22 protein-coding genes and 1 pseudogene are annotated in these 22,914 nt (G+C 34.3%); 22 read left to right on the forward strand and 1 reads right to left on the reverse strand.

The window, feature by feature from the left end; genetic code table 11:
• Window positions 1–6: 6 nt before the first annotated feature.
• Window positions 7–726: a hypothetical protein gene (locus P1K33_RS11765; RefSeq protein WP_284653175.1), complete on the reverse strand. Its 720-nt coding sequence runs from the start codon at window positions 724–726 to the stop codon at window positions 7–9.
• Window positions 727–1,092: 366 nt separating this feature from the next.
• On the opposite strand from P1K33_RS11765, the gene P1K33_RS11770 reads away from it, so the two are divergent.
• The 22 genes and pseudogenes from P1K33_RS11770 to P1K33_RS11875 form a co-directional block, all read left to right on the forward strand.
• A complete protein-coding gene (locus P1K33_RS11770) occupies window positions 1,093–2,832 on the forward strand; it encodes an AraC family transcriptional regulator (protein ID WP_284653176.1) in 1,740 nt (579 codons plus the stop codon).
• 256 nt (window positions 2,833–3,088) lie between these two features.
• Window positions 3,089–3,382, forward strand: a complete 294-nt coding sequence (locus P1K33_RS11775; RefSeq protein WP_284653177.1) for a helix-turn-helix domain-containing protein — start codon at window positions 3,089–3,091, stop codon at window positions 3,380–3,382.
• Between the two features lie 7 nt (window positions 3,383–3,389).
• Window positions 3,390–4,196 carry a transcriptional regulator gene (locus tag P1K33_RS11780; protein ID WP_284653178.1) on the forward strand — a complete coding sequence of 269 codons (807 nt, stop codon included), beginning with the start codon at window positions 3,390–3,392 and terminating at the stop codon, window positions 4,194–4,196.
• A 194-nt stretch (window positions 4,197–4,390) separates the two neighbouring features.
• Window positions 4,391–4,816 carry an ATP-binding protein gene (locus tag P1K33_RS11785; RefSeq protein WP_284653179.1) on the forward strand — a complete coding sequence of 142 codons (426 nt, stop codon included), beginning with the start codon at window positions 4,391–4,393 and terminating at the stop codon, window positions 4,814–4,816.
• 11 nt (window positions 4,817–4,827) lie between these two features.
• Window positions 4,828–5,466 carry a hypothetical protein gene (locus P1K33_RS11790; protein ID WP_284653180.1) on the forward strand — a complete coding sequence of 213 codons (639 nt, stop codon included), beginning with the start codon at window positions 4,828–4,830 and terminating at the stop codon, window positions 5,464–5,466.
• Between the two features lie 107 nt (window positions 5,467–5,573).
• Window positions 5,574–5,951: a hypothetical protein gene (locus P1K33_RS11795; RefSeq protein WP_284653181.1), complete on the forward strand. Its 378-nt coding sequence runs from the start codon at window positions 5,574–5,576 to the stop codon at window positions 5,949–5,951.
• A gap of 192 nt (window positions 5,952–6,143) precedes the next feature.
• Window positions 6,144–7,016, forward strand: a complete 873-nt coding sequence (locus P1K33_RS11800) for a DUF3347 domain-containing protein (protein ID WP_284653182.1) — start codon at window positions 6,144–6,146, stop codon at window positions 7,014–7,016.
• A gap of 15 nt (window positions 7,017–7,031) precedes the next feature.
• A complete protein-coding gene (locus P1K33_RS11805; RefSeq protein ID WP_284653183.1) occupies window positions 7,032–8,087 on the forward strand; it encodes a YncE family protein in 1,056 nt (351 codons plus the stop codon).
• 65 nt (window positions 8,088–8,152) lie between these two features.
• Entirely contained in the window at window positions 8,153–8,635 is a 483-nt protein-coding gene (locus P1K33_RS11810) for a TlpA family protein disulfide reductase (protein ID WP_284653184.1), read from the forward strand.
• An 86-nt stretch (window positions 8,636–8,721) separates the two neighbouring features.
• Window positions 8,722–9,219, forward strand: a complete 498-nt coding sequence (locus P1K33_RS11815; RefSeq protein ID WP_284653185.1) for a heavy-metal-associated domain-containing protein — start codon at window positions 8,722–8,724, stop codon at window positions 9,217–9,219.
• Window positions 9,219–10,028, forward strand: coding sequence for a hypothetical protein (locus P1K33_RS11820; protein ID WP_284651629.1), 810 nt, complete (start codon window positions 9,219–9,221; stop codon window positions 10,026–10,028). Before P1K33_RS11815 ends, P1K33_RS11820 begins: the two co-directional genes overlap by 1 nt.
• 7 nt (window positions 10,029–10,035) lie before the next feature.
• On the forward strand, window positions 10,036–10,692 hold the full coding sequence (locus P1K33_RS11825) for a class I SAM-dependent methyltransferase (RefSeq protein WP_284653186.1): 657 nt from the start codon (window positions 10,036–10,038) through the stop codon (window positions 10,690–10,692).
• 42 nt (window positions 10,693–10,734) lie between these two features.
• A complete protein-coding gene (locus P1K33_RS11830) occupies window positions 10,735–11,205 on the forward strand; it encodes a hypothetical protein (RefSeq protein ID WP_284653187.1) in 471 nt (156 codons plus the stop codon).
• Window positions 11,206–11,240: 35 nt separating this feature from the next.
• Window positions 11,241–11,954: a DUF3347 domain-containing protein gene (locus P1K33_RS11835; RefSeq protein WP_350028976.1), complete on the forward strand. Its 714-nt coding sequence runs from the start codon at window positions 11,241–11,243 to the stop codon at window positions 11,952–11,954.
• Between the two features lies 1 nt (window position 11,955).
• Window positions 11,956–12,429 (forward strand): heme-binding domain-containing protein, encoded by a 474-nt coding sequence (locus P1K33_RS11840; RefSeq protein WP_284653188.1) that lies wholly within the window; start codon window positions 11,956–11,958, stop codon window positions 12,427–12,429.
• A 95-nt stretch (window positions 12,430–12,524) separates the two neighbouring features.
• A pseudogene (locus P1K33_RS11845) lies at window positions 12,525–15,752 on the forward strand (efflux RND transporter permease subunit).
• The gene (locus tag P1K33_RS11850) at window positions 15,739–16,992 is read left to right on the forward strand and encodes a TolC family protein (RefSeq protein ID WP_188601431.1); all 1,254 of its coding nucleotides are present in this window, start codon (window positions 15,739–15,741) and stop codon (window positions 16,990–16,992) included. Before P1K33_RS11845 ends, P1K33_RS11850 begins: the two are co-directional and overlap by 14 nt.
• 2 nt (window positions 16,993–16,994) lie before the next feature.
• Window positions 16,995–18,242, forward strand: a complete 1,248-nt coding sequence (locus tag P1K33_RS11855; RefSeq protein WP_026704795.1) for a heavy metal-binding domain-containing protein — start codon at window positions 16,995–16,997, stop codon at window positions 18,240–18,242.
• A 2-nt stretch (window positions 18,243–18,244) separates the two neighbouring features.
• Window positions 18,245–19,492 (forward strand): efflux RND transporter periplasmic adaptor subunit, encoded by a 1,248-nt coding sequence (locus tag P1K33_RS11860; RefSeq protein ID WP_284653189.1) that lies wholly within the window; start codon window positions 18,245–18,247, stop codon window positions 19,490–19,492.
• Window positions 19,493–19,506: 14 nt separating this feature from the next.
• The gene (locus P1K33_RS11865; RefSeq protein ID WP_026726772.1) at window positions 19,507–20,751 is read left to right on the forward strand and encodes a type II restriction enzyme NmeDI-related protein; all 1,245 of its coding nucleotides are present in this window, start codon (window positions 19,507–19,509) and stop codon (window positions 20,749–20,751) included.
• Window positions 20,752–20,761: 10 nt separating this feature from the next.
• Window positions 20,762–21,322: a helix-turn-helix domain-containing protein gene (locus tag P1K33_RS11870; protein WP_026726771.1), complete on the forward strand. Its 561-nt coding sequence runs from the start codon at window positions 20,762–20,764 to the stop codon at window positions 21,320–21,322.
• Window positions 21,323–21,401: 79 nt separating this feature from the next.
• A partial coding sequence (locus P1K33_RS11875; protein ID WP_284653190.1) for an HAD-IC family P-type ATPase occupies window positions 21,402–22,914 on the forward strand: 1,513 nt, incomplete at its 3' end.

The raw sequence follows: 22,914 nt of genomic DNA on the forward strand, positions 1-22,914 counted from the left end.
AATTTCCTATTTATTCTGTACTATTCCAGTAACAAGTGCCATTGTTACTGCTTTAGCAGAACCATCTTCTGAACCTTCTGTTGCGGCAATAATATTACCGACAAATATTATCCAGTCGGGGTCAGTATTCTTCTTGGGTTTCTTTCGTGCCATATAAGTAGAGTGTCGCGCAATTGAAGTGGTAATTAACATGATTCTTTTATCATTGGTTGTAAATATTGGATTGGCAATTACTGCATTCTCATATTTTATTACAAAATCACTTAGAACATCCCCATTAAGTTCAGTTGGAAAAAGAACAATGAGGGAATTAACAAAATCAGTCAGACTCAATTTGGCAGCAGTCGTCATAGAACTATTCGAGATTACATCAGCAACACTGGTAGCTACGTGCTCTGTAATATATTGGACACGTTGTTGGGAAACTGCCTGGTAATTGGCATCCTTCATAGCAGCAAAGACGCTATTTGAATTTGCGATAGATTCAACCCTATTGATAATTCCGGAAATATCACCCGGAAGGTTCTCATTGGCATAATACGTTTCAAATAGATCATCATGAAGCTGCCCAACAGCATCATAAGGATTAGCATTATTTAAGGGCAATAGCTCATTGATGGCCCTGTTTGCATTAGCGTTTGTATCAATTTCCTGATGTGTACTTGAATCATTGGTACAGGAAGTAAAAAAAGTCAAGATAAGTAGGCATGAATATATTTTTTTCATGGTTGTTAATGTTTAAATGTTACTGATTACTTTTTTTCATCAGTTCATTTCGCCCGGGGTAATTTGAACAGTGTTTTTTGGCTTTGCTCATAACAAATCCATTTGAATTCAAGGGCAAAACTAATGGGGTGCTTAGAGCCCCACAAGCCAACTGTTGCACCATTCGGGAATATAAAATAGTGTCATTCCCGAATGACACACACCTATTTTTTAATTAAACAACAACCTTTCAGCGACTTATAATGTGGTCAGTATATTCCCAAGAAAATTGCTGTTTTGAATACGCTTTGTTAGATTATTTTTTTACATTTATTCGCAATTTGCCACCATCGCAATTTTTAATTAGCGATTTTTCCAGTCCATTAAATGATTCAAAAAAGAAACTTACTTTCAGTAGTATTGCTAATATCATATTGTGCAGTTGCACAGCTGCCAATCAGGAGTAGTGACACACTTACGTCCAAAGATTTCGAATATTTGAGCAATGGATTCAGCTCAAATCTGAATAACCCGTTTAAATCAAAAATATATGCGCAGGCTTGGTTACAGAAAGCCAAAACAGAAAAAGAGAACTATTCTCAATTGGCATTAGCCTATAAGGCATTAATTCTAAGTGCCGAGAAGAAGTTTCGTCTTTTATATGCGGATAGTATGGTAGCTGCTGCTAAGCAAACTAAGGACATCGAATTGATTGGATCTGCGTATATGACCAAAGGAATTGTTCAATACGATTGTAAGGAGCAGATAAAAGCCCTGGATAATTACCTGATAGCTGATAAGTATATTTCACAGACAACCAATCAATATCTTATTTATAAAATCAAATATGGTATAGCACAAGTAAAATATTACTTAGGATTTTATGATGAAGCAATTTCACTCTTTAGGGAATGCATCGATTATTTTAAGGAAGAGAACGACCGCGCATACCTCAACTCTATACATTGCTTGGGATTGTGCTATAATCGCATTGGAAATTATGAATGGTGTACTCTCACAAATCAAATGGGTATTGACGAGGGCAAAAAATTAGAAGATACCGGTATGGAATTCTATTTTGACCATTCAGAAGGTGTTAATCAATGTGGCAAAAGGAACTATACCGTTGCAATTCAAAAGCTGACTTCTGCACTGCCGGGTGTTACTAACTTGAAGGATTTCGCAAATGAATCGGTTGCATACTTTTATATTGGTAAATCGTATTGGGAACTTAAACAGCAGCAGAAAGCAGTATCCTATTTAAAAAAAGTAGATGCCATATTTGAAAAGGAAAAATACATTCGTCCCGATTTACGTGAAAGCTATGAAATACTTATAGATTACTATAAAAACAAAGGTGACACTAAATCGCAATTATATTACATCAATCAGCTGTTGAGGGTTGATCACGTACTTGGCCAGAATTACAAATACCTGCTGCGAAAAATCGTCAAGGAATATGATACAAAAGAGTTATTAAAATCAAAACAGGAAATCGAAAATGCAATGACATTCAGAACAATCATCGGTTTTGGTATCATTACTTTAATGGCGCTTATTATCCTCTATTTAGCATACAGGCATTTCAAAAATAAAAGACTGTTTGAAGAAGTAATGAAACGCGATACTACCCAACCAAGAATTCTTGATGAAACAAACGAGAAAATAGTATTGGATGTGGCTACAAATCAGAAAGCAATTGAGCAGATAATTCCGGAAAGCAACAATAAACAAACAACTCAGGAAATAAGCCCCGATATTGAAGCCGGTATTTTAAAAAGATTGGAGAAGTTAGAGCTGAACAAAAAGTATTTAGAAAAAGACATGACGTTGGTAAAAATGGCTTCATTGCTAAATACCAATACAAAATACGTGACCAAGGTTATTGCTAAACATCGCGGAAAAGGCACTATTGACTACATAACCGATTTAAAAACGGATTACATTATTGAAATCCTCAAAAAGGAAAGCAAATATAGAAACTACACCAACAAAGCATTAGGTGAAGAAGCCGGTTTTGGTTCCACCCAAAACTTCACTCGGGCATTCAAAGTCCGAACAGGTATTACACCAACCTACTTTATTTACAAATTAAAAAAGTCAATAGCCGCAGACTATTCCCAATAAATTGTGTTTTTTTCTTTCACAACTTGTGATTGACTTGTGATTTAAATTAAATCAATCCCCACAATTTTGCGTTACCGGTTAATGTTCAAAATTGCCTTAAAGAAATTGAGGCTTTTTTTCTTTATTCAATAAAGAAAAATCAAGCATAGCATGGCTACGTTTTATTTTTATTTTGAAGAAGAATGGGAAAAAGGCCAATTTACTAAGGTTATTTTGGGTGTTAATCGGTAAAATATAACAATCTAAAACATCCGTTATGGCAATCGAAGTTATTACCCGCGAAGATTTAAATGAATTTCGCTCACTCCTGCTTTCAGATATAAAAGAATTACTCAAAGGGAATGCACAACAAACAAAGCAATGGCTTAAATCTGGTGAAGTCAGGAAGCTTTTAAACATTTCTCCCGGAACACTCCAAACATTAAGAATCAACAAAACATTATCCTACACAAAAATTGGTGGTATCATTTATTATGCCCAAAAGGACATAGATAAAATTCTCGACGAGAACAAAGTAAGCTCTGAAAGGACATTATTCAACTCAAAGTAATTCAATAATGAATTACATCAAACACCTCACAGGCTTTTTTGACAAAGTCGCCAATGACAGGCAATTGAATCCAACACATGTAAGCCTATACATGTCATTGTTTCAATTTTGGAATTACAACCGGTTTAAGAATCCGATAAGTATTTCCCGTGATGAAATAATGAGAATTAGTAAGATTAGCTCAAAAGCCACTTATCACAAATGCTTAAAAGCATTACACACTCAGGGCTACATTAAATATGAACCTTCATATAATCCATTCAAAGGCAGTCACGTTTTTTTATTCAATTTTTCCGATGATCTAAAGCCCTTACCAAAAAATGCTAGTTCAAATTTTAAACCTGTCGATAAACAAGTTGTAGACAAGTTGCAGACAAGTAGTGAAACAAGCCCTAAACTAGTTAATGAACAAGTCGTAGTACCTTATATAAACAATACAAACAATACAAACGATTTAAACAATTCAAACAGTGTAAACTTGGGCGAGTCCAAAAAAAAAATAGAAGATGTCAAATTCAGTTTTATAAATCAGGACGATAATCCAAAAGAAAAAAGTTCCGGGCAAAAAGAAAAGGTAATTCCGGAATTAAAGGATGTCCTTAACTATTTTCAGGAGCATAGTTTTCCGGAACTCGAAGCCAACAAATTCTACAATTATTTCAAAAGCATCGGTTGGCTTGTGGGAGGCAAAACACCTATGGCCGACTGGCAGGCCGCAGCCAGTAACTGGATGCTCAACGCTGAAAAATTCAGCACGAGGTCAAGTCAGAACCACCTGATCTCTGGCAATAAAAACTATGCGGAACCTCTTTAACCTCAAATATGAATACAGAACGCTCATATCCGGAAATAATCAATTGGCTAGAAAAAAAAGGCCAAGAACTATATGGCAATCATTTCAAAATTATAGAAGAAGATCATCCGATAGTCTACAAACTCATCGCCTATTTTCTAAAAGACGAGCAGGCATGCTTTCAGCTGGGAATAAACCTCAACAAGGGAATACTAATGTCTGGTCCTGTAGGTTGTGGTAAAACATCACTTATGAACCTGATGAAGTTCTTAACCCCGGTTGAATATAAATTCATCGTCAAACCATGTCGTGACGTCAGCTTTGAATTTATAAAGGATGGTTATGAAGTAATACATAGATACAGTCGCGGTAAATTAGAACAGCTCGACCCGAAAATTTATTGCTTCGATGATTTGGGACTGGAAAATAATCTGAAATACTATGGCAACGAATGCAATGTAATGGCCGAAATACTATTGAGTAGATATGACCTCTACATCAGCCGTCGAATACAAACCCACATTACCACAAACCTTTCTGCGTCCGAAATTGAAGCACAGTATGGTAACCGGGTAAGAAGCCGGATGCGAGAACTTTTCAACCTAATAGCCTACGATAATAACACTAAAGACAAACGCTAAATTTTAAAATTATGAGTAATAAAGCAACAACCCATTTTTGGAAATGGTTTCTCCAACACAAGAACAAATTAAAAAACCTTATGGGGTTGGACTATAAAGAACAAAAACATTATATGTTTTGGCTGAATTGGCATTTACAATTCTATTTTCCTGGTCTTGAGTATATAATTGTATTTCCTAAAGCGAAGAAAAAAAAGACGCAGTTGATAATATCGGCCACAGGAAAACAGGAACTTTTATATATGGCGATTGAGCTCGAAAAAACGGCCCCAAGGTTATGGGATTGGAAATTTACCGCACTTATCCAGCCACGGCAGGATATTGAAGATATGGAAGCCGGTATAGACGAACCATACATTTTTCAGGATCTAACCCTAAAAGCAAGTGAACTTAAATTTATCCCTTTTGAATATGACGGCGTTAAAAAAATAGATATGATTGTTTACCTGAAAAATTTCACTATCTATTCACACAATAAAAATTTACCAACTTTAATCCACATTATGCTTCAGGATTTGCTCGGCGAAAAATCAATGGCAGAAAATATCAACTTCGTCCAGCTGGCTCAATTACCTGAGCAGGAAGATGATGAATTAATTTACCTTTATGATTTGCAGTATTATTTGGATGATATAAACGCCAATAAATAACATTGGGTCATATTAATTTTAAAGTCTTGACGAAATCACAAAGCTTTAACAAATTTTTAATTATAATTTGATTAAATTTAGATACATTTGTGCTGATAATTTTTCAAATGAGAAGATACCACTTTATATTTTTAGTTTTATTAGGCATATTCCTTATGCCTAATGAGGCTGTTGCTTGTGGTAGTGGTAAAGAAAAACACGCTTGTAAAAAAGAAGCATCTTCTGCCAAAAAAGAAAAAAAGAGTTGTTGTGCTAACGACGATTCAAAAGACAAAGACAATAAGGGTTGCGGTGGTAATTGTGGTCATTCAAAATGTGGGTGTACTTCAACTTGCCCTCCTTCTTCAGTAAGTTTTTTATCAGAAATCAATTTTAAAGCTAACATGTTTAACTATTCTTCAATAGGAAAAGTTAAATTTTTATATGCAACACCATCAATCTCAGATGGTTTTTATTCTATTTGGCTAATCCCTAAAATAAGCTAAATACAATTTTTGACAGCCATAAGTGTGTCAAATTCATAGCGTTTTGCTATCCAATTTACAACAGTTTTAGAATACATTTTGCTATACCATTATTTGGTTTGCATTTCTATTTCTTTCGCAACTGTTATTTATTCAAATTTATTTTATCAATCAATCAAGGTAAAACACTTTGATTACTAACATTATTTAAAAATGAAAAGCTCATTTATAAAAATAATGGTAGCAGCTCTAATGTTGCTATCAACTTCTATCAACGCACAAATAAAAAATGAAAAAATAGAAACAGTTAAAGTCTATGGTAACTGTGGAATGTGTGAAACTAAAATCGAAAAAGCAGGAAGTATTAAAAAAATTGCTAAAGTCGATTGGAACCAGGAAACCCAAATGGCAACATTAACTTATGATGCTAGTCTAACAAATCAGGATGAAATACTTAAAAGAATTGCGTTAGCAGGTTATGATAGCGATAAATTTCTAGCTCCTGATGAGGTTTACAATAGCCTTCACGGATGTTGTCAATACGATAGAGTAGCAAAAGTTCCTGTAAAAAAAGAAAACATAACTACTGCTAATACCGATGACCATTCCAATCATGGAAACCATTCTGAAACAACTACTAATGTAATTCAAAATGAAAATCAATTAAAAGCTGTATTTGATAATTATTTTTTATTGAAAGATGCTTTGATAACTTCTGATGGAACCAAAGTAGCTGCAACTTCAAAAGAACTTTTAACAGCTGTAAATAATGTCAAAATGGACAAGCTTGATATGGAGGTGCACATGGTTTGGATGAAGGTTTTAAATCCAATAAAAGAAGATGCAGAACACATTGCTGATACAAAAGATGTAAAACACCAACGTGATCATTTTACCACATTATCAAAAGACATATACGCATTAATTAAGGCAACAAAATACGAAGTACCGGTTTACTTTCAATTCTGCCCAATGTATAACGATGGTAAAGGGGCTAATTGGTTGAGCAAAGAAAACGCGGTAAAAAACCCATATTATGGGTCAATGATGTTAAACTGTGGAAAAACAGTAGAAACTATTAAATAACCTAAAAAAATAAATATGAAAAATTTATCAATGATAGCTTCATTCATTGGAGCACTATTTTTAACCTCTTGTAATAACAACGACGACAATATGGATATGGCATTAAATGTCGATTATCCTGCGGCATACATTGTAAACGGAGAAGATGGTTCCGTTTCAGTAGTCAAGTTAAGTACTAATGAAGTAACCGGAACTATAGAATTAATGGGAAGTGGTTCAGATATGATTATGTGGCCACATCACATTTCATCACACCAAGATCATCTAGCTATTGGTGTTCCGGGAATGGATTTGAGTGCAGGTCATTCGGGATTAATGACATCAGGTATGACAGGAAAATTGTTAGTAATTGATGCTATGAATGGTTCGATTGTAAAAAACATCAACCTGCCCTTAATGAATCACAATACTATCTACTCTCCCAACGGAAATGAAATTTGGGTACCTCAAATGGATGAAATGAATAGTAAAGTCTTGGTATATGATGCTACAACTAATGCCTTATTGAATACAATCGATGTCGGAATGATGGCTGCTGAACTAACATTTTCTTCAGATGGTACAAAAGCCTATGTGGCAAATGGTGATGATGATAGCATAACAGTGATAAACACGGCAACAAAAGCGATAATTACAACTATTGCCGTTGGAGATAATCCTGTTGGTGCCTGGACAGGAAGCAATGGTAAAATGTATGTTGACAATGAAGACGGACAAACTATTTCTGTAATTGATGTAGCTACAAACTCTGTTGATGAAACAATTACTTTGGGCTTCATGCCGGGAATAGCATCATATAATGGTCCTAAAAATGAATTATGGGTTTCCGATCCAATGGCTGGAAAAGTGCATTATTGGACTTGGGATACAGGAATGAATATGTGGATGCACGGAAGCTCATTTAATACTGGTGCCGGTGCACATGCAATTGCATTCACAACAGATGGTAATACTGCTTATGTAACCAATCAAACTGCTAATACAGTTTCTGTTGTAAATACCACTAATCATTCAGTAACAAAAACAATCAATGTTGGAAGAAAGCCAAATGGGATTGTTATAAAAATGTAACACTTTAATAGACTAAGTCTTATGTTGGCATAGGACTTAGTTTTATAAAAAATAATTGTACTAATATGTTATTCAAAAATCAAGTAAAATACTTTACAGCACTATTAATATTGGTCGCGCTTTCGATGAATGCACAGATTAAAGTAGGTGATACAATACCATCAATTACACTAAAAAGTAATAGCAACAGCGATGTAAACACCTCATCTTTTAAAGGAAAATACGTGCTTGTCGATTTTTGGGCATCTTGGTGTGCGCCTTGCCGGTTAGGTAATAAAAAATTAGTCAAACTACACAATGAGGTTAGTCCGGATAAAATGGAAATAATTGGAATATCAATCGACATTGATGCAAACAAATGGCTCAAAGCAATTGAAAAAGATAAAATCAAATTCACTCAATTGATAGACCCTAAAGGATTTGATGCTAATGCCGCCTTAGTTTTCGGAGTAGATGAATTACCGTCCAAATACCTTTTTAACCGCGAAGGTGTTCTAATAGCGAAGAATCCAACAGAAGAAGAAATAATAAAATTAATAAAAGATTAAAATGAAACGCCTATTAACATTATTTAGATATAAAGAAGATTTAGTAGGCGTTCTATCTTCAATTAAAAAACAAATATTAAATACAGATGAATAAAATAAATAAAGTGCGTGTAATTGTAGCATCAATCGTTTTGATGTTCTCAATAAAGAGTAACGCCCAAATAGTAAAAGCCGAAATCAGGGCTACGGGTTTAACTTGTTCTATGTGTTCGAATGCCATAAACAAACAGCTAAAAACATTGCCCGAAGTAGTTAATGTAGAAACCGATTTAAACACCAATACGTTTACGGTAACGCTGACTGAAGGCAATACATTAAGCCCAAAAGTATTTAAGGAAAAAGTTGAAAAAGCAGGTTTTTTTATCGGCACATTAGTGATAACAGCAAAACCGGAAACTATAACTCAAACCCCTTATATTTTGGTTAATGACAAACCAAATAACTTGAGTGAAATACAATTTCAAGTAGTTGATAAAGGCTATGTGACTGAAAAGGAATTCAAAAAATTATCCAAATCATACAAGAATGTTGAAACGTATGCTTCAAACAATGAAGATGATTTCCACATTAAAATTCTGAATTAATGAGAAAGATTATTTTATTTTTAATTGCAATAAGCAGCCAAAACATTACTAGTCAGGAGTTATTCGTGGTAACTGATCCGGCCAGTAATGTTCCGGCAAATTCTTTGGCAGTTAATGTGATGCAGTCGCTTTTCAAAGAGGAAATGAAATCAGGCTATAATTACCATTTCATGCCCGAAGTAACTTATGGACTTAACAAGAACATCATGTTCCGGGCTTCTGCCTTTATAAGTAACCGTAGTAATAACCTCGTTACTGAGGGAGGCAGTTTTTATACAAAGTATCGTTTTTATTCCTCCGATGATTTGAACAGTCACTTCCGGATGGCAGCATTTGGAAGATATAGTTTCAATAATGCTGACATTCACCAGGAACAAATAGAAATCTTAGGACACAACACAGGCTTCGAAGGTGGATTTGTAGCCACTAAGTTGATTAAAAAACTGGCAATAAGTTCATCTGTAAGTTTTGAAAAAGCCTTCGACAACAAACCCGATTATCCGTTTCCCGATAATATGGGCGACAATGCTACAAACTACACTTTATCATTTGGTAAACTGATGTATCCAAAAAAATATACCAGTTTCAAACAAACTAATATTAATCTAATGGTGGAATTTGTTGGGCAAACTATCAATGAAAATGGGAAGTCATATCTAGACGTTGTGCCGGCAATACAATTTATTTTCAATAGTCAGGCGCGATTAGATTTAGCATACCGCCAAGAACTAATTAGTTCAATGGTACGTTCAGCACCGAATGGATTTTATTTCAATCTGTACTATACTTTTTTCGATTTAACAAAATAAAAGCACCATGAGTACAACAAAATTTATTCCGGCATTAGGTTATGATTTTTTGAGTGATTATTACGATTTAGCAATCAAATTAACTATGCCTGAGAAAAAATTCAGAAATAAGCTAGTAGATTTTGTCAATCCTCAAAAGAATGAGAAAATACTAGAGTTTGGTTTTGGAACCGCACAAAACATCATTATTCTAAAACAGCGCTTTCCTGATTGTAACATTCAAGGAATTGACATCGACCCCAAGATTAAGACAATTGCTGAATACAAATTAAATAAGGCAGGAATTGAAACGCCACTTTTTTTGTATGATGGAGATAAGTTACCATTTGAAGACAACTCATTTGACAAGGTTTATAGTTCTCTTGTTTTTCATCAGTTAGATAGGATTATAAAATTAAAGTGCTTGCTGGAGATTAATAGGATACTAAAGCCTAATGGAGAATTAATCATTGGAGATTGGGGTAAAGCAAAAACAAAATGGATGCGGTTCTCCTTTTACGTAGTTCAATTACTAGACGGTTTCAAAACTACCACTGACAATGTAAACGGATTGTTGACAAAATACATTTCTGATGCAGGATTTAAAGAGATAAGTGAAATTGATTTTATTAATACATCAATAGGAACTTATTCATATTACAAAGCTTATAAAAAATTAAGCTAAGCTTCAATCAATTTCTTAAAATTAACTCTAAAAAATTGAATAATGAATAAAACTGAAAAAAGAAGCAACCAAATACTTATTGCACTATTAATTGCAATAATGCCAATCATGAATTTATTCGCACAAAACGGAAACAACTCTAATGGCCCTCATAATGGAATTATCAAAAAAGTAAAAAGTTATCATGTCGAAACTTTAATAAGGGATAACAAAGTATATTTTTTCTTTTATGATGAAAAATTGACACCAATCAGCAATTCTGAAATAACAGGAACAACTACACTAATATTTGCCGACGGGAAATCAAAAAAAGTAGAATTGACAAATGTAGATAAGGATACTTTTATTGTAAATGAAATAAATGCATATGCCTATACTGATATTTATTTAACTTTTAAAGTCAAAGGAAAATCAATCTCTACTATGTTTTCTAAAGAAAGAAAACTTAAACATTTTCCTAAAGAAATAACTAAACATTACCACGAACAAGGTACTGAACATAGCTACAAATGAAAAATTATTTAATAATAACTAAAAAACATTACATCATGAAAACACTTTTTTTAACAGCTATTTTAGCAATGACAATGGTTTCTTGTAACAACAAAGCTAAAGAAACAGAAACAAATGCAACAGAAGGTACCGAGAGTACAAGTCAATTATTTGCCTGCCCAATGCATCCGGAAGTAACAGGAAAAAAAGGAGAAAAATGCTCCAAATGTGGTATGGAATTAACAGAGCCGGTTGCACAAGGTCAGCCGGCCCATGATAGCACCCATGATGATGCGGCTCAACCCACAGCTGATGAAACTGCAGCAAATGCAACATCTGCATTCTCTACCGACGAAATCATTGCAAACTATCTAAAAATCAAGAATGCACTCACCAAAGATGATGCAAACGGTGCTGCCACCGCAGGTAAAGAATTGTATAAAACGTTCAATTCCGCTGACGCATCCGGTTTAACGGCTGCCCAGAAAAAGGAATATACAGACATTGCTGGCGATGCTAAGGAACATGCTGAGCATATTGGTGACAATTCAGGAAAAATCGATCATCAACGTGAACATTTTGCAATACTTAGTAAAGACATAAATGATTTAATTAAAATGTTTGGAACGAACCGAAAATTGTATCAGGATTATTGTCCTATGTATAACGAAGGTAAAGGTGCTATTTGGATTAGTGAAACCAAAGAAATCAAAAACCCTTTCTATGGTTCCCAAATGCTCACTTGTGGTAGTTTGAAAAAAACCTTATAAAATGAAAAGGAAATTAAAAAAAGTAGGCATTGCACTTTTTTTGGTATTGATAGCAATACAATTCTATCAGCCTGCCCTGAATCAAAATCCAGGGCAGGATTATACAAATGATTTTCTTATTATAACCAATGCGCCAAACAATATTTCAAAACTAATCCAGACATCTTGCTATGATTGCCACAGTAATAATACTGAGTATTTATGGTATGATTACGTTCAACCAGCCAGAATGTTTGTAGAAGCACATATTAGTGATGGAAAGAAAGAGTTAAATTTTAATGAGTTTGGCAGTTATTCTAATCGAAAGCAACAAAGCAAGTTAGAAGCAATGAGTAAACAAATTAAATCGGGTGATATGCCTTTAAGTTCCTACACGTTATTACATCACGATGCAATACTTAATGAGGTACAAAAACAAGAAATAATTACCTGGATTAATTCAATAAATGAAAACAACAGTTTGTCGGAAAATTAAGTGACTCTCCTATATTTTGAATATGTGATATATATCATAATGTAAAAGAACTCAATTGATTAATTTTATTTAAAAGGAAGAAAAAAGACAAAAAAATGGTAGAAAAACTAATTACATTCTCACTCAGAAACAGAGCAATTGTGCTACTTGTTTCGGCTTGTTTATTTGCATGGGGAATCTATAGCGTGAAACAAAATCCTATAGATGCCATCCCTGATTTATCCGAAAATCAAGTCATTGTTTTTACGGAGTGGATGGGTCGAAGCCCACAGGTTATAGAAGCTCAGGTAACTTACCCTTTAGTATCAAACTTGCAAGGAATCCCTAAAGTCAAAAACATTCGCGGAGCCTCTATGTTTGGGATGAGTTTTGTCTACATAATTTTCGAAGATGATGTTGATGTTTATTGGGCAAGAACACGGGTATTAGAAAGACTAAACTATGCGCAACGTTTATTACCACAAAATGTAGTGCCATCTTTAGGACCCGATGGTACCGGAGTTGGTCACATTTTTTGGTATCATTTGGAAGCTAACGGGATGGATCTTGGGGAACAACGAGCCTTACAGGATTGGTATGTAAAATTTGCCCTGCAAACCGTTCCCGGTGTTGCAGAAGTCGCTTCATTCGGAGGTTTTGAAAAACAATATCAATTGGTTTTAGACCCACTAAAAATGCAGTATTATAACGTCAGCATGATGGAAGTAATGGATGCTGTGAAAGCGAATAACAATGATGTTGGTGGCCGAAAGTTTGAAATGAGTAATATGTCATATATCATCAGAGGTTTGGGTTACATAAAGAACCGTAAGGATGTAGAGGATATTTCAATAAAAAATTACAATTCTATCCCTGTCAAGATAAAAGATATTGGCTCTGTACAAATGGGCGGAGACTTACGCCTTGGTATTTTTGACCAAAACGGAACCGGTGAAGTTGTGGGCGGCATTGTAGTAATGCGTTATGGCGAAAATGCCGATGAAGTCATCAAAGCGGTCAAAGCAAAAATGAAAGAGGTTGAGAAAGGATTGCCTGAAGGAGTGAAATTTAAAACTTCATATGACAGAAGCGAGTTAATCGAAAAAGCTATTGAATCTGTCAAAGGAACCCTGATAGAAGAAATGATAGCAGTTTCAATCGTTATCTTAATTTTTCTATTCCATTGGAGAAGTGCACTTATAATCTTAATTCAACTTCCTATATCAGTTGCAATTGGTTTTATACTGCTTGAGGCTTTTGGTATTTCTTCTAACATTATGTCATTAACCGGTATTGCACTGGCTATTGGAGTTGTTGTGGATGATGGTATTGTAATGGTTGAAAACGCCTATAGGACAATCTCAGAGAAACAGGAAGAAATGATTGATAACAAGTAAGTTGGTATTATGATAGAAAAAATTAAAAATTTATTTAAAAAGGAACATGACCCTTTATCCTCTGATGAAAAACTTCAACTAATTGAAAAGTCATCAAAGTTAGTAGGTCCGGGTGTTTTTTACTCAACACTAATCGTAATTGCTTCTTTTCTACCGGTTTTTTTACTCACAGGTATGGAAGGAAAGTTGTTTAGCCCTTTGGCTTGGACTAAATCATTCATTCTTATTGTTGATGCATTTTTAGCCATTACACTCACACCGGTGCTTATAAGCTTTTTATTAAAAGGCAAACTTCGCCCTGAGAATAAAAACCCAATCAATAAAAAACTAGAAAGTATATATACTCCAATTTTAGTTTTTTGTCTGAAATGGAGAAAAATGGTTTTAGGAATTAATATAGTCGCTTTACTAATTGGTTTAGTGATGTTTACTCGCTTAGGTTCAGAGTTTATGCCACCGTTGGATGAAGGTTCTGTACTTTTCATGCCGGTTACTTTGCCCGATGTTTCTAACTCAGAAGTAAAAAGAATATTGCAGGTTCAGGATAAGCTGATAAAATCAATTCCCGAAGTAGACCACGTATTAGGGAAAGCCGGTAGAGCCAATACAGCTACAGATAATAGCCCTATCAGCATGATTGAAACCATCATTTTATTAAAACCTCAAAGTGAATGGAGAGAAGGCAAAACAAAAAATGATATTATAACCGAAATAAATAATAAACTTCAAATTCCGGGAGTAACCAACGGCTTTACACAACCTATCATTAACAGAATTAACATGCTTTCTACCGGTATCCGAACCGATGTTGGGATTAAGGTTTACGGAGAAAGTTTAGATACTATTAATGCACTATCTCAAAAAATCAAAAAAGCACTCGAAGGTACTTCGGGTGTAAAAGATTTATATGCAGAGCCAATTACCGGCGGAAGATACATCGATATTGAAGCCAAAAGGGAAATGTTGGGACGATACGGCCTTTCAATTGACGATATTAATGCAGTTGTTGAAGCAGCTATCGGAGGAATGAAACTGACAACTACAATTGAAGGACGACAACGCTTCTCTGTAAATGCAAGATATGCACAAGAATATAGAAACAGTATTGATGCACTGAAAAAATTGCAAGTCCAAACGATGCAATATGGCCCAATTCCTTTAGAAACCATTGCAGAGGTAAAAATAAGCGATGGGCCGCCTATGATAAATAGCGAAAATGCCATGCTTCGGGGAAGTGTGCTGTTTAATGTACGTGATCGAGATTTAGGTAGTACTGTGAAAGAAGCTCAGAAAAAATTAAATTCAATGATGTCTAAAATGCCAAAAGGATATTACATTGAATGGAGTGGCCAGTGGGAAAATCAGTTGAGAGCCAATAAAACGCTAAGCATCATACTACCAATTGTGGTGATAATTATCTTCCTTATTTTATATTTTACTTACCACTCCATGAAAGAATCTCTAATTACTATGATAACAGTACCTTTTGCTTTAATTGGTGGTGTTTTTATGGTCTACTTTTATGGAATTAATTTATCTGTTGCAGTTGCAGTTGGTTTTATTGCCCTCTTCGGAATGGCCATTGAAACAGCAATGTTGATGACTATTTACTTGAATGAATCGATGAACAAAATGGTCGAAAAATATGGGAACAGTTCACAAACCATTACTGAAGACATCTTGAAACAATATATCGTCGATGGTTCAGCCAAAAGATTGAGACCAAAATTAATGACGGTTTCGGTTTCTTTGTTTGGTCTTATTCCAATACTTTGGGCAACGGGGACTGGTGCCGATGTGATGCTACCTATCACAGTTCCGCTTATTGGTGGGACAATTACTTCTACAATTTACGTATTATTAGTAACTCCTATTGTTTTTGAAATGGTGAAACTTCACGAATTAAAAACTAAAGGCAAAATAGAACTTATAGATGTTAAAGAATAAATATTATATCGTTATAAGCTTTTTGATTTTAAGCTTTACAATTGCTAATGCACAGATTGTTTCACTGGATAATATCTTGAGCACAATCAAAACCGATAATCCGCAGCTAAAAATGTATGATGCCGATATCCAAAGTATGGATGCTGCTGCAAAAGGGGCTAAAAGCTGGATGGCACCTCAAGTAGAAACCGGTTTTTTTATGACGCCCTACAATACCAAAATGTGGAAAGCAGATGATATGAGTCCTGGCATGGGCAGTTATATGATTGGAGTCTCACAAATGATTCCCAATGCCAAAAAGCAAAATGCTGAATACAAGTACATGAGCGCCATGTCGTCTGTTGAAAAAGAAAACAAAAATTACACTCTAAATCAGCTTTATGCCATAGCCAAGACAAATTATTATCAATGGCTTGTACTAAATAAAAAAGTCAAAGTAGCCAATGATAATTTACTACTCTTAAACTACATGATAAAAAGCATGGAAATAAGATACCAGTACAATATGGATAAACTCCCCACTTATTATAAAGCAAAATCTCAATATAATGAGTTAGAAAGTATGATTATAATGCTTCAGAATGATATTTCACAAAAAAGAATTATGCTCAACACTCTAATGTCAAGAGATAAAAATATGGTGTTTGAAATTGAAGAAGCATTCGAACTAAAGGAATACAATTCACAACTATTGGACACCTCATCAATTTCCAAAAACAGAAGTGATATAAATGCCATCAAAAGAACCATGGAAGTAAACCAACTGAAAATTGATGCAGAAAAATCAAAATTTCTACCCGAATTTGGAGTTAAATATGACCACATGTTTGCTTTTGGACAACAGCCACAGCAATTCTCACTAATGGGCATGATGACTATCCCCATGCCTTGGTCAACAAAAATGAACAAAGCCAATATCAGTAGCTTTCAAATTAAAAATGAAAGTCTCAATTGGCAAAAACAAATGATTTTAAATGAAACAGTTGGAATGATTTCGGGCATGAATACAGAGCTTTCTAACCTCAATAAACAATACAATATCTCCGAAAAAAGCATCATCCCTTCATTGCGCAAAAATTATGATACCGCCGTTTTGGCTTGGCAAAATAACACTGGTGATTTGTTCATTGTCTTAGACGCATGGGAAGCTTTGAACATGGCCCAAATGGACGCTCTCGACAAATTGCAGTCCATACTAAACACTCAGGTCGAAATCGAAAAACAACTCGAAATTAAGTAACTATGAATAAGTATATAAAATATGGTTTGATTCTAGGTATAATAGCAATAATCGGTTCTGCTATTTATTTCTATGTCATAAAACCTGAAGTACATGACGCAAGCTCTCATCAAAACGTTGTCTATACCTGTTCAATGCATCCGCAAATTATTAGAGATAAACCTGGAAACTGCCCTATTTGCGGAATGACTTTAGTAAAAAAAGTAATTGACAATCATGCTATTGAAGATTATAATATTGAAAATGTCATCAAGCCAACAGATAACTTTGTAGTGGGTAAATTTCAAACTATAACAGCAATAGATTCAACTTTAAGTGGTGAAATCAATCTTCCTGGCACTGTCGCTTATGACCCAAATTCAGCGGTAAATATTGCAGCAAAAATAAGTGGCCGAATTGAAAAAATATATGTGAATTTTAAATACCAACGAATTAATAAAGGACAAAAATTATTTGATTTATATAGCCCTGAACTTTTAACTGAGCAAGAAAACTTTATTTATTTACTTTCAAATGATATTGATAACAGCTCAATTATTGAGGCATCAAAACAAAAGTTGTTGCTTTACGGTATGACTCAAAATCAAATAAGTGCTTTAGCTAATTCAAAAAAAGCCAATCCTAAAATAGCCATTTACAGTCCTTCTAATGGAATTGTCATAGGGTCAGAAACAATGGTTACTCCATCAAATTCTGCAATGCAAAGTATGAATAACAGTACTGAAAAACTTGAGTTAAAAGAAGGAAACTATGTCAAAAAAGGAGAAGTTGTGTTTAAATTAGTAAATACTGATAAAGTTTGGGGAGTATTCAACATTACTCAGGAAAGCAGCAGTTTTATTGAAGTCAATCAAGCCATTAAAATAACTTCTGAACTCAATGCTGAAGAATCAATAGAAGCGAAAATAAATTTTATTGAAACACAATTTAATGCTACCGACAAAACCAATAGAATTAGGGTTTATTTAAACAACAATACACTCAAATTGCCGATAGGTTTGAGATTGCAAGGTATTATAAAAACACGGTCAATTAGCGGTCTTTGGATACAAAAAAACGCATTGGTAAGTACAGGTAATAAAAAAATTGTTTTTGTTAAATCTCACAATGGTTTTAAAGCAACACCGGTAAAAACAGGGTTTGAACTGAACGGTTATATTCAAATCATTAAAGGTATTTCTGTTAGTGATACTATTGCAAAAAATGCACAATATTTAATCGATAGCGAAAGCTTTATTAAAACGGAGTAAGTATGAAAAATTTAAATCAAATAGGCATCTTTTTATTGCTTTCCCTAATATTTACAGCTTGTAATTCTTCTAAAAAAGAAGACCATTCTCAGCATGAGAATAAAAAAGAAGACCACTCTCAACATGATAAAAATAAAGAAACTACTTTTTATACATGTTCTATGGATCCTCAAGTAAAAGAAGATAAACCCGGCAAGTGTCCTATTTGCCACATGGAGTTAACACCCATAAAACAGGATGATAGTGAGGTTAACCAAATAAGTTTAAGTAAACAACAAATTCAACTTGGTAATATCACAACTCAAGTTATAGGACAAACACAAAACAATTTAGAACAAAACTACACAGGTGTTTTAACATTCAATCAAGAAAAATCTAAAACCTTTTCTTCAAAAGCAATGGGTAGAATTGAAAAATTATATTTCAAATCCACTGGTGATTACCTATCCAAAAACCAGCCTGTCTTTCAATTATACAGTGAGGATATTGCAATAGCAAAACAAGACTATTATACTGCCTTTAAACAATTGGAAATGCCCGGTAATTTTGGAAAAAACGCAAAAAATATAATGAATGCCGCCAAACAAAAACTCTTATTCTATGGTTTGTCCAATACTCAAATTGAGAATATTAAAAGTAATAAAGATGTTTCCCCATATACCACATTTTATAGCACTGTCAGCGGCACAGTTTCAGAAATAAGTACTGCTGAAGGAAGCTATATCATGGAAGGCGAACCAATCATCAAAGTAACTGATTTGAATAAACTCTGGCTTGAAACACAAGTTAATATCAACTACTTCAAAAGCCTCAAAATAGGCCAAATTGCTACAATAACATTTGTCGATTTCCCTGATAAATCAATAAGCGCTAAAATCTCATTTATCAATCCTGAAATAAACCCGGAAACCCGTTTACTTTTGATTCGGTTTGAAATACCAAATCAAAATCTAATTTTAAAACCGGGAATGCAGGCCATTGCAAAATTGATGATTTCCGGCGGTAAAGGAATCTACATTCCTACCGATGCAGTAATTAGAGAAGAAAACGCATCCTACATCTGGGTAGAAAAAAAACCGGGAGTTTATGAAAATCTAATGGTAGAAACAGGAATTGAAACCAATGGACTGATAGAAATCAAAACAAAAATTGCCAATGGTCAAAAAGTAGTGATAACAGGAGCCTATGCCATCAATAGCGAATATAAATTCCGCAAAGGCAGCGACCCGATGGAAGGCATGAAAATGTAATTTAAACAGTAAGGATGAACAATTTTAATCAAATAATACAGCAATACAAAAACGATACAGAGAGTGTTTATAATACTTGGTTTGTTGACAATGACCAACGGTTAAAGGCATTCAGAACTATCCGCCGCGGAATTATTCAGGTTGTTGAAGATATCAAAAACAAATCATTCCCAAACGATTTTAAAAATAGCAGCTTAGAATTTGTACTGAATTGCATTGCCGAGCAAAAACAGGTATTTGTTGGGGTTTCACATCCTTTTTATTGGAAACCAAAACTCCGAATTCCTGATATCTATGAAAATCAAACCAATAAAATTGCTTTTGGCCAATTCTTAGAAAATTGTATTAACGCAAAAAATGAAGAACAGGTACTTAAAGAAATTGTTAAACTGGACGAATTACGCATCAAAGGATTGGGGCCGGCCGTTGCCAGTATTTTGTATTTTTTGCACCCAACGTGGTTTCCTCCTTTCAACACGGCAATTGTAAATGGTTTTAATTTTTTATTCAAGGATAAAAAAAAATTGGGGAGCTGGAGTGAATACTTAAAAATTAGAGAGACACTACTGGAAACAAATTCAAAATTCAAATCGGAACTATCCAATGATTTAGGTGCAATCGCAGGATTGTGTTTTGAAATTGGGACTCAAAAAATGCTAATAGGAAATGATGATTATCTGAGTGAAGAAGAGCGTCATAAATTCGAAAAAAACATAGTAAAACGCCAAAAAGAAATTATCGAAGAAAAAAAAGAAGATAATCTGCATAGTGAAATGCAATACCATCTATTGAAAATTGGGGCATCATTAGGATTCGATGTTACACCGGCAAGTAATGATAAAAGCAAAGCTTTCAACGGACAAAATTTTTCTTTTATCTCTATAAATAAATTCCCTGAATTACCTTGTGACAAAGACACTCAGAACACCATCAAACTCATAGATGTTTTATGGTTTGAAAAAGGAACTGACAACATTATCGGAGCATTTGAAGTAGAAAAAAGCACTAGTATTTACTCTGGGATTTTGCGTCTTTCAGATCTTTATTTCAGTATTTCTGATGGTGATGAAGTATTTTATATCATAATCCCTGACAGTCGCGAAAAAGATGTCATTCAGCAACTCAATAGACCTGTTATAAAAAATTCAAAAATGAATATTAAATACATTCTCTTTTCAGAACTAAGAACCAATTGTGATGCAATTTGCAAATTCGGTACAGACCATTCGATCATGGATAAAATAGCAAAAACAATTTAATAACTCAATGATGAAGCTACACATTAAAAATATGGTATGCAGCCGCTGCAAGATAGTAGTAAAATCTGTATTTGAAAATATGGGCATCAATCCTGTTTCAGTTGATTTAGGTGAAGTTGAATTGAAAAATGACATTCAGGAAATCCAAAAAAACGAATTATTAAAAAAGCTTCATGCTGTAGGCTTTGATTTGATTGATGATAGGAAAAGCAAAACTATCGATAAGATTAAAACATTGATTATTGATTTGGTTCAAAATAAAAACAATCATTTAAAAACAAATCTATCCGAGTTTCTATTCCAAGAGCTACACCAAGACTATAATACCTTGAGCAACCTCTTTTCCGAAGTAGAAAACACAACAATTGAAAAATACTTCATTAATCTGAAAATTGAGAAAGTAAAAGAGTTGATCATCTATGATGAATTATCCCTAAGCCAAATAGCTTACTCTTTAAACTATAGTAGCGTTTCACATTTAAGTAATCAATTCAAAAAAGTAACCGGCTTTTCACCAACACACTTTAAGAATATAAAAACCATTAAACGAAAGCAAATCGAAGACTTATAAATCTTGCAAATCAAACCCAAAATTTTGCAAATACAAAAAGCAGTTATGATAGAAATTTGTATTAAAATAATATAAAAAAATGATACATACTTACAGCATTACCGGAATGACTTGCGATGGTTGTCGCTCTAAAGTCGAGAAAGCATTGAATACTATTGATGGTATTGAAGCAAAAGTTTCATTAAGCCCACCAGTGGCCATAATTACTATGGACAAACACATTCCAACATCAAAGTTGCAGGAAGCACTGACGACTGTTGGAAAATACACCATAGAAATGAGCAATGATAAAACTACAGAAGATACTACAACTAATGAATCCGCTGCAAAGTCATGTTGTTCTACTCATGAGCATAATTATAAAAAAGAGGCTGTTATACCAACCAACGCCGCTGGTAAATATTATTGCCCAATGCATTGCGAAGGCGAAAAAGTCTATGACAAAGCGGGCGATTGTCCTGTGTGTGGAATGGATCTAGTCAAAGCACCTGAACTAACCGTAAACAAGACACTATATACTTGTCCAATGCATCCCGAAGTAATTAGTGAAACTCCGGGTTCCTGTCCTATATGCGGTATGGATTTAGTACCAATGGAACCAAGCGAAAGCGGAGACCAAAGGACTTATAAAGATTTGGTTAAGAAAATGAAAATAGCAGTTGTGTTTACAGTTCCCATTTTCGCCATTGCCATGATTGAAATGGCACACAATAATCCTTTATTGCAACTAATGGATGCGGACAAATGGAACTGGGTACAGCTTATTTTATCTCTTCCTGTTGTTTTTTATGCCTGTTGGGTATTTTTTGTCCGCGCCTGGAAATCAATTATTACTTGGAATCTGAATATGTTCACACTCATCGGAATTGGAACGGGAGTGGCATTTTTATTTAGTTTAGTCGGAATGTTTTTTCCGGATATTTTTCCAAGTGAATTCAAAACAGAACACGGAACTGTATTATTATACTTTGAAGCAACAACAGTTATTCTGACTTTAGTTTTGTTAGGACAATTACTCGAAGCAAGGGCACACAGCCAAACCAGCGGAGCTATCAAAGAATTATTAAAACTTGCGCCAACTGAAGCTACTTTGGTTATTGATGGCGGTGATAAAGTAATATCAATCCACGACATCAAAAAAGGCGATTTATTGAGAGTAAAACCCGGAGATAAAATTCCTGTTGACGGTAAAATAACCGATGGGGAAAGCAGTATAGATGAAGCCATGATTACTGGTGAGCCAATACCGGTTGATAAAAAGAAAGGCGATAACGTAATTTCCGGAACAATAAACGGAAACAAATCATTTGTGATGATAGCCGAAAAAGTAGGTTCCGAAACCTTGCTATCTCAAATCGTGCAAATGGTAAATGATGCCAGTCGTTCACGAGCTCCAATTCAGAAATTAGCAGATAGTATCTCCAAGTACTTTGTGCCAATTGTGGTTATCATATCAGTAATAACATTTTTTGTTTGGACAAAATTTGGTCCCGAACCGGCCTTAGTCTATGGTTTTATAAATGCAATTGCTGTATTAATCATAGCCTGTCCTTGTGCTCTGGGTCTGGCAACTCCCATGTCAGTAATGGTTG

The organism is Flavobacterium terrisoli (genome assembly GCF_030167905.1).
Taxonomy (GTDB): domain Bacteria; phylum Bacteroidota; class Bacteroidia; order Flavobacteriales; family Flavobacteriaceae; genus Flavobacterium; species Flavobacterium terrisoli.